The organism is Pantoea eucrina, assembly GCF_001691555.1.
Classification (GTDB): Bacteria; Pseudomonadota; Gammaproteobacteria; order Enterobacterales; family Enterobacteriaceae; genus Pantoea; species Pantoea borealis.
The window spans coordinates 140,847-141,698 of sequence record NZ_MAYN01000008.1 but is presented as its reverse complement, the minus strand read 5'-3'; the positions used below and the strand labels follow the sequence as shown (position 1 = coordinate 141,698).

Genomic DNA, 852 nt, shown 5'->3' with positions numbered 1-852 from the left:
CTTGAGACCCGGCCGCATCGCGCATCGTTCTTATTACGGAGAACGAATACGACGCGGTCGTTTCAAATTTTCAGCTTGTTCCGGATTGTTAAAGAGCAAATACTTCACAATATGCTTAACAGCATACTCTGAACTATCAATGGCAATGTCTTTCACTCATTACCAGCAAATGGCGTCCCCTAGGGGATTCGAACCCCTGTTACCGCCGTGAAAGGGCGGTGTCCTAGGCCTCTAGACGAAGGGGACACTAGTCTCATTCGTAAGACGCTTTGCTCGTTACTTTTCTATCAGACAATCTGTGTGAGCACTTCGCGGGAAGGTATCTTCAGGTAAGGAGGTGATCCAACCGCAGGTTCCCCTACGGTTACCTTGTTACGACTTCACCCCAGTCATGAATCACAAAGTGGTAAGCGCCCTCCCGAAGGTTAAGCTACCTACTTCTTTTGCAACCCACTCCCATGGTGTGACGGGCGGTGTGTACAAGGCCCGGGAACGTATTCACCGTAGCATTCTGATCTACGATTACTAGCGATTCCGACTTCACGGAGTCGAGTTGCAGACTCCGATCCGGACTACGACGCACTTTATGAGGTCCGCTTGCTCTCGCGAGGTCGCTTCTCTTTGTATGCGCCATTGTAGCACGTGTGTAGCCCTGGCCGTAAGGGCCATGATGACTTGACGTCATCCCCACCTTCCTCCGGTTTATCACCGGCAGTCTCCTTTGAGTTCCCGGCATTACCCGCTGGCAACAAAGGATAAGGGTTGCGCTCGTTGCGGGACTTAACCCAACATTTCACAACACGAGCTGACGACAGCCATGCAGCACCTGTCTCAGAGTTCCCGAAGGCACCG

General features: G+C 52.1%; 1 tRNA gene, 1 rRNA gene and 1 other annotated feature (2 of these 3 running past the window's edge). Both genes read right to left on the bottom strand.

What is annotated here, in order from left to right:
• Positions 1-69, bottom strand: a sequence feature (16S ribosomal RNA rRNA prediction is too short); it reaches 821 nt to the left of the window's first position.
• Positions 70-170: 101 nt separating this feature from the next.
• Positions 171-246: transfer RNA gene (locus BBA90_RS06815), tRNA-Glu, on the bottom strand.
• 84 nt (positions 247-330) lie between these two features.
• Positions 331-852: ribosomal RNA gene (locus tag BBA90_RS19605) — 16S ribosomal RNA — on the bottom strand; it runs 1,461 nt beyond the window's last position.